We start from the raw sequence: 7,424 nt of genomic DNA on the forward strand, positions 1-7,424 counted from the left end.
AGAAATATGGAAAAAGTATAGGCAATAGATTGGTAAAAGAGAAATTCGAAGCTCTATTCCAAAGAAAGAACGCCTGCTTTTACGATAATAATCATGAAACTGGCTCTAAATACTCAATAATATATTGAACACTTACTCGCCCTCGAAACTCGTTTATTCCCGGTTTAAAGACCACTCTAGCCATTTCAGGCAAGTGCTGACTTACCCATGGACTATTAAATTGAATCGCGTCAAACAACTCATGACCACCTTCCATTTTTAATACTAGCTTGAGGTGTTTTTCTTTTAATACTCTGCTCTGTACCAATTCAAAGGTATTTTCAAAACAAGGTTCTGGAAAGCGTTGACCCCAAGGCCCAGCAGCTTCAAGCTCTCTTATTTGCTGAACTGTTGACTCATACTCATTCAATGGGCCATCGGTAAGGATAACCGACTCCATATCCTCTTCCCTCAATAACTCTCTTACGACTTGGTCAAACGCTTCATTAAAATGCGGATAGCTCGCTTCATCAATCGACAAACCCGCCGCCATCGCATGGCCACCAAACTTTTTAATCAGCTCTGGGTGGCGCTTAGATACCAGGTCCAGAGCATCGCGCATATGAAGCCCGGGTATAGAGCGCGCAGATCCTTTTAGCTCCCTATTCTGAATCAGCGGATCATCGCTAGCAGGCGCAAAAGCGATTACGGGCCGATGAAATAGCTCTTTGATACGTGAAGCTAATATCCCAATGACACCTTGGTGCCAATGTGGCTCATATAAGCTCAACCCCCACGACAAGTTCTCAAGAGCCAAGCTTTCCGTAGACTTGTCCAGAATGCTTTGTACCTGGGCTTCAGCATCCTGTTTCATTTCGGCTTCAATGCGCTTGCGCTCGACATTCAGCTGGTCCAGGCGCTGCGCGATAGACATTGCCCTAACCTCGCTATCAGCTAATAGGCATTCGATACCCTGTGACATATCATCAAGGCGACCCGCCGCATTTAGCCGCGGACCAACGATAAACCCCATATCACTCGATTTAACGCCCGACAACTCCTTACCCGCGAGCGACAAAAGCGCTTTGATTCCAGGACGACAATAACCTGCCCGAATACGTTTAAGCCCTTGGGAAACCAGTACGCGATTGTTGTGATCGAGCGCCACCAGATCAGCGACAGTCCCCAAAGCAACCAAATCAAGATATGAAGCCATATTGGGTTCTTTAAGCTGTCTCTGTTCAAACCATTGTCTCTTTTTAAGCAAGGTTCTAAGACTACTTAAAACATAAAATATAACCCCTACCCCTGCGGCATTTTTGCTGGGAAATTCACAACCGAGTTGATTTGGATTCACGATTGCATCAGCTTTAGGTAGGGTATCTCCCGGCAAGTGATGATCAGTAACCAAAACCTTAATACCGAGTGACTTGGCCCGCTCTACGCCTGCTTCACTAGCAATACCATTATCAACAGTAACGATTAGGTCAGGCTTTAATTTTGCAGCATAGTCAACGATTTCTGGCGTCAGGCCATAGCCGAATTCAAAACGGTTGGGCACAATATAAGAGCACTCTTTCGCCCCCATCTCTCGAAGTACAAGAACAGCCAAGGCTGTACTCGTCGCACCATCGCAGTCAAAGTCTCCAAGAATTAAGATATGCTGCTGTGCAACGAGCGCATTATATAAAACTTCAAGCGCCTCGTTCAGGCCTTTTAGAGAAGATGATGATTCCAGGTCAGCAAGTTGATAGCTTAACTCTTTCGCACTGTGCACCCCTCTCGCCTGATAAATCCGGCTTAATAATGGCGAAAACCCGTCCATCACCGGAGCCCCTTCCGAGAGCGTGCGTCTAACTATTTTCATCATTGGAGCCTGTTTGGTAAAAGTAAGAACCGACGAAGTGAATTACATAAGCCACAAAAAAGCCGGAACAGCGTCCGGCTTTTTTAATCACAGATATGCTTAGCCGCGTCTGTGCTTTGCGACAAAGGCATGTACTTTAGCCATGTCATTTGGAAGAACCTCATAACGCTCTTCCCTATCATAAAGGTCTTTCATATGGTGGGGAAGCTCTGGCGCTACATCAAGCCCGGACTTCTCGACAGCTTCAGGAAACTTAACAGGGTGTGCAGTAGCCAAGGTAATCATTGGTATACTGCCATCACGGCGGCACTCGCGTGCGGCACCCACACCAATAGCAGTGTGTGGATCAATCAAGTATTCAGTCTCTTCGTAAACATCCTTAATCAACTGACATGTTTGCTCATCATTCAGAGACCAGCTATCAAAGAGCTTTCTGGCAGCACGCCAGCGATACTCTTCTACGGAACCTTCGTCAGTTTTCCAGGATTCCATCTGCTTCGCCAAAGCCTTTCCGTCGCGTCCATATAAGTCGAACATTAAACGCTCAAAGTTGCTTGAGACCATAATATCCATACTTGGGGAAAGTGTGTGCTCTAAAGGCTGCATTTTATAGTGATTAGCACTGATAAAACGATGCAGAATGTCATTTTTGTTAGTAGCAACAACTAACTGACTAATAGGTAAACCCATATTCCGAGCTAAGTAACCCGCAAAAATATCGCCAAAATTACCAGTTGGAACCGAAAAAGCAACACTCCTATGAGGGCCACCAAGCGCTAAGGATGCACTGAAGTAATAGACAATCTGAGCCATAATTCGCGCCCAGTTTATTGAATTCACAGCAACCAGGCGAGTACCTTCTAAAAAGGACTGGTCAGCAAAGCTGTTTTTAACCATGTGCTGACAGTCATCGAAGTTACCTTCAATAGCAATGTTGAAAACGTTATCACCCAATACCGTCGTCATTTGTTTACGCTGTACATCCGATACTCTGTTATGCGGATGCAAAATAAAGATGTCGACGTTGTCGCAGTGTTTACAGCCTTCTATCGCGGCAGAACCAGTATCGCCAGAAGTCGCACCCATAATAACTACACGCTCATTTCTTTTCTTAAGCACATAATCCAACAAGCGACCTAGTAGCTGTAAGGCAAAGTCTTTAAATGCCAGTGTAGGACCGCGGAATAACTCCATCACCCACTCGTTAGCATCCACTTGCACTAAAGGTGCGACGGCAGAGTGATCAAACACCTCATAGGTTTTTTCAACCATGTCCCTGAAATCATCTTCAGGAATTTCACCTTCAACAAAGGGGTACATAACATTGAAAGCTAACTGAGAGTATGGAAGGCCTGCCCAGGATGCGATTTCTTCCTGAGTAAAACGAGGTAAGGTTTCGGGTACATAGAGCCCACCATCTGGCGCTAAACCAGTCAACAAAACATCTTCAAATGATAAAGGGGGCGCTTCGCCGCGTGTGCTAATATATTTCACGTTTATCTATCCAAGCAAAATTTCTATCGTAAACAAGAAGGCTCTGCCTTCAGGTTCTTCTAATTAATGGTTAAAGTGCTCAACGCGTATCTTCACGACTTCTTTTCTTGTCGTTTCAAGCGCTTCTATCTGCTCTATAGCAGTATTAATTTGCTTCTCTTGCACTTCATGGGTCAATAATACAAGCGGAATGCAATCACCCTCTCGGTCGGTTTCTTTTTGCATCACTGACTCAATATTAATCCCCAGGTCACTCATAATCGACGCGATCTTGGCCAATACGCCCGGGTGGTCCTCAGCAGTAACACGCAAGTAATACGCAGAAGATATTTCTTCGATTGGCAGTACCGATAAGTCTTGAATCTTGTCAGCGCTGAAGCCAAGGTAAGGAACCGGTACAAAGCCTTTATTATCGCCTATTCGTGCGATATCAATAATATCCGCAATTACCGCTGAAGCTGTTGCTTCTGAGCCAGCACCGGCACCATAGTACAATGTTTGACCAACCGCATCACCATCGACCAATACCGAGTTCATTACGCCATCGACTTTAGCGATCAGCTGGTCCTGAGGGATTAACGTCGGATGAACTCGAAGCTCAAAACCATTTTCATGCTTACGCGTAATACCCAAGTGCTTTATGTTATAACCTAAAGCATCGGCATTAACGACATCAGCTGGTGCAATTTTACTAATGCCTTCAGTAAAGGCTTTTTCAAACTCTAAAGGAACACCAAACGCTGCGGATGCCAGAATAGTTAACTTATGCGCAGCATCAATACCTTCGACATCAAAGGTTGGATCTGCTTCAGCGTAACCAAGATCTTGCGCTTCTTTTAACACATCTTGGAAATCTCGCCCTTTGTCCTTCATTTCCGTAAGAATAAAATTTCCTGTACCGTTGATGATACCCGCAAGCCAATTAACCTTGTTTGCAGCTAAACCTTCTCGAAGCGCTTTTATAATCGGAATTCCACCAGCGACCCCCGCCTCATAGGCAACAACTACTTTATGCTCGGCAGCCAGCGCAAAAATTTCGTTTCCGTGCTCAGCTATAAGCGCTTTGTTAGCCGTGACAACATGCTTGCCATTTTTAATCGCAGCACAAACAATGTCTTTAGCAAGATCATAGCCACCAATTAATTCTGCTACCACATCCACATCAGGGTTATTGACAACATCCATTACATTCGTCGAAAATTCGATACCGCTAAGGTCACAATTATCTTTAAGCTTTCTAGAGGCGACTTGAATCACCTCAACCTGACAGCCTGCTCGGGCAGTAATATCCTGTTGATTTCGTTTCAAGACATTAATCACGCCACTAGCGACGGTACCTAGACCACATATTCCAATCTTAACGGAGCTCAAGATATATTCCTCACGATCACGAATTCATTCTGACTTAAAGCAAAGCAACGACTAAATAGCTGCTACCCTGTAGCCTTAAAATATTTTGGCGGATAGTATACCTTTTCATCAAAGAAAAAGAATGGCACCACAACTTATTTTGAGACCCGCATATTTTTTACTAGCAGATCATTTCTTCACAGCTATACTTCTGAAAACTTAAATAAACAAGAATCAAATCCATGACTAAATACTTAACCGGCATCTGCTTTATTATCTTCAGCACCTTACTTTCTTCATGTGGTGGCGCCTTTAGCGGCTATAGTGACGCGGAACTTAGAAAAGCTTATCGTGACTGTGACTACAACAAACTTTCTCCAGCCGGAGCTCAGCGCTGCAACAACATCAAAAAAGAATGCGACTCACGCAGAAAAGACAAGGGGTTTAGGTGTTAAATTCGACAGCGATAAAAAAAGGCCCGATGAGGGCCTTTTTTTATTAGCTAGCAACTATAGAACACCAAGCGCTTTCCCAAGTTTTTGGGCATTTAAATAACCTGGAATTAAACGACCACTTTCTAAAACAATTGCCGGCGTGCCACTTATTCCCATTGCCTGCCCTAACATATACTGGTCCTGTACAGGGTTGGCGCAAGTCTTTTCGGGAATTGACTTACCATTCTTAGCATCAGTCATCGCTTCGAGCTTATCTTCAGCACACCATGCTGATACGTATTTACCATATGAGTCACTCCCAACACCTGCACGCGGATATGCCAGATAACTAACCTCTATCCCCATATCATTCAAAGCTGGAATTTCTCTATGAAGCTTACGGCAATAACCACAATCAATATCAGTAAATACTGCTATACGAGCCTTGGTTTCACCCTTTGCAGGAAATACAATTTTATCCTTACCCTGAACTGAAGAAATTTGCTCAATTCTGGCGGTCTCGCGACGCTTTTCAGTCAGGTTTTCAATTCGCCCTGTCTTCGTTGCATACAGATCACCGGTTAGAAAGAACTTACCATCAGAACTGACAAATAAAGCTTCACCTGAGTAGGTTGTAACCCGGTACATACCAACAATCTCACTCATCTCGACCGAGCTCAATTTCAAACCCGGCATTGCCTCGGATAAGCTTTTTCGAACCTGAGCCTCATCAGCATTCGCCGTGAGCGAAAACAGCAGACTTAGACAGATAATATACCGAACTAAACGCATACAAACCTCTATAATTAAAACCTATGTAAGGCTTGGCAAAAAACCAAGCCGTTTTTTAATTGAACATTATTTGTATGACAAGCTAAACGGAATTAAGTTCATCTACAAGAACTTATCGTTAACATTTTGTTATGTAGTACTAGGCTCTAGGATGAAAATCTTGATGTAAATCGTATAAGCGCTGTTTAGCTATATGAGTGTAAATCTGAGTTGTTGACAAATTTCCATGCCCCAGTAATAGCTGTACAACACGCAAGTCTGCACCATGATTCAAGAGATGAGTTGCGAAAGCATGTCTTAAGGTATGAGGTGATAATTTTTTGTTAATACCGGACTCAATCGCATACTTTTTAATTCGATGCCAGAATGTTTGCCTTGTCATTTGCTGTGATCGAGAACTTGGGAAGATGACGTGACACCCAGATGAGCCCGCTAGCTCTGGCCTGGCTTTCGACAAGTATTCGTCCAGCCAATCCAAGGTCGGCTCCCCCACAGGAACCAAACGCTCCTTACCACCCTTTCCAAATAAACGAATTAAGCCTTGCTGGACATTTAGTTGCTCAAAATTCAGGGATACCAATTCTGACACCCTTAGGCCGGAGCCATACATAACCTCTAACATTGCCCTATCACGCAAGCCAAGCACCTCAGAAACGTCCGGAGCCGCCAATAACTTCTCAACCTCTGCTTCAGTAAGAGAACTGGGCAGCATACGCGGCAACTTGGGGTTATCTATATTGAGTGTTGGGTCTATGGCGATTATGTTTTCGCGCACTAGAAAGCGGTAGAAGCGCCTTAAACAGGATAATAAGCGTGAACTGGACGAAGACTTAAGCCCTCTTTCCAAGCAGTCCGATAGATAATCATAGATATCACTTTCGCCAGCCTGATGTAGCTCTAAAGTGCGCTTTTTATGGAGCCACGAAGCAAATTGCTTTAAATCGGATCGGTAAGCAGACAAGCTATTGTCACTTAGCCCATTCTCTAGCCACAAAGTGTCAAGAAAACGCTCTGTATACGTCATCACCCATTCACCACCAAGGAGAAAGCAAAAAAGGCAAGCGCCCTAAAGCCACTTGCCTTTTTTAAAAGATAAATTAAGCAGTATTAAAACTTAGCTCAACTTCTCTTTAATTCGAGCAGCCTTACCACTTAGCTCACGCAAGTAGTACAACTTAGCCTGACGAACATCACCACGACGCTTAACTTCGATGCTATCAACCTGCTTACTGAAAGTCTGGAATGTTCTCTCAACACCAACACCGTAAGAAATCTTACGAACCGTGAAAGAAGAGTTAAGACCACGGTTGCGCTTAGCGATAACAACACCTTCATAGGCCTGTAGACGCTCACGGTTACCTTCTTTAACTTTTACTTGAACAACGACTGTATCACCAGGGCCGAATTCTGGAATCTCTGCCGTCATTTGCTCAGCTTCTAAGGCGCTGATAATGTTATTCTTGCTGCTCATTTTACACTCCTAAAAATGATAAACCTAAAGCCTCAGG

7 protein-coding genes are annotated in these 7,424 nt (G+C 44.0%); 1 reads left to right on the top strand and 6 read right to left on the bottom strand.

All coding sequences use genetic code 11. The annotated features are described in order from the left end of the window. Positions 1 to 91: 91 nt before the first annotated feature. The 3 genes from recJ to A3735_RS07315 form a co-directional block, all read right to left on the bottom strand. On the bottom strand, positions 92 to 1,849 hold the full coding sequence (gene recJ, locus A3735_RS07305) for a single-stranded-DNA-specific exonuclease RecJ (RefSeq protein ID WP_197470248.1): 1,758 nt from the start codon (positions 1,847 to 1,849) through the stop codon (positions 92 to 94). Positions 1,850 to 1,945: 96 nt separating this feature from the next. Further along, positions 1,946 to 3,340: a threonine synthase gene (thrC, locus tag A3735_RS07310; RefSeq protein ID WP_068510824.1), complete on the bottom strand. Its 1,395-nt coding sequence runs from the start codon at positions 3,338 to 3,340 to the stop codon at positions 1,946 to 1,948. Between the two features lie 63 nt (positions 3,341 to 3,403). Further along, positions 3,404 to 4,711 (bottom strand): homoserine dehydrogenase, encoded by a 1,308-nt coding sequence (locus tag A3735_RS07315; RefSeq protein WP_068510825.1) that lies wholly within the window; start codon positions 4,709 to 4,711, stop codon positions 3,404 to 3,406. A 221-nt stretch (positions 4,712 to 4,932) separates the two neighbouring features. On the opposite strand from A3735_RS07315, the gene A3735_RS07320 reads away from it, so the two are divergent. Next, on the top strand, positions 4,933 to 5,145 hold the full coding sequence (locus A3735_RS07320) for a hypothetical protein (protein WP_068507676.1): 213 nt from the start codon (positions 4,933 to 4,935) through the stop codon (positions 5,143 to 5,145). 54 nt (positions 5,146 to 5,199) lie between these two features. On the opposite strand, the gene A3735_RS07325 is transcribed toward A3735_RS07320, so the two are convergent. From A3735_RS07325 to rplS, 3 genes are all read right to left on the bottom strand, one after another. Beyond that, positions 5,200 to 5,916: a DsbC family protein gene (locus tag A3735_RS07325; protein ID WP_068510827.1), complete on the bottom strand. Its 717-nt coding sequence runs from the start codon at positions 5,914 to 5,916 to the stop codon at positions 5,200 to 5,202. A gap of 139 nt (positions 5,917 to 6,055) precedes the next feature. Then, positions 6,056 to 6,940 carry a site-specific tyrosine recombinase XerD gene (xerD, locus tag A3735_RS07330; protein ID WP_068510830.1) on the bottom strand — a complete coding sequence of 295 codons (885 nt, stop codon included), beginning with the start codon at positions 6,938 to 6,940 and terminating at the stop codon, positions 6,056 to 6,058. Between the two features lie 90 nt (positions 6,941 to 7,030). Next, positions 7,031 to 7,387 (bottom strand): 50S ribosomal protein L19, encoded by a 357-nt coding sequence (rplS, locus tag A3735_RS07335; RefSeq protein ID WP_068509094.1) that lies wholly within the window; start codon positions 7,385 to 7,387, stop codon positions 7,031 to 7,033. Positions 7,388 to 7,424: the final 37 nt, after the last annotated feature.

The organism is Oleiphilus sp. HI0061, assembly GCF_001635675.1.

Bases quoted from the DNA above. Each gene is read 5' to 3' on its own strand.
- recJ (WP_197470248.1), bottom strand. From the start codon at position 1,849: ATGATGAAAATAGTTAGACGCACGCTCTCGGAAGGGGCTCCGGTGATG.
- A3735_RS07320 (WP_068507676.1), top strand. From the start codon at position 4,933: ATGACTAAATACTTAACCGGCATCTGCTTTATTATCTTCAGCACCTTA.
- A3735_RS07325 (WP_068510827.1), bottom strand. From the start codon at position 5,916: ATGCGTTTAGTTCGGTATATTATCTGTCTAAGTCTGCTGTTTTCGCTC.
- xerD (WP_068510830.1), bottom strand. From the start codon at position 6,940: ATGACGTATACAGAGCGTTTTCTTGACACTTTGTGGCTAGAGAATGGG.
- rplS (WP_068509094.1), bottom strand. From the start codon at position 7,387: ATGAGCAGCAAGAATAACATTATCAGCGCCTTAGAAGCTGAGCAAATG.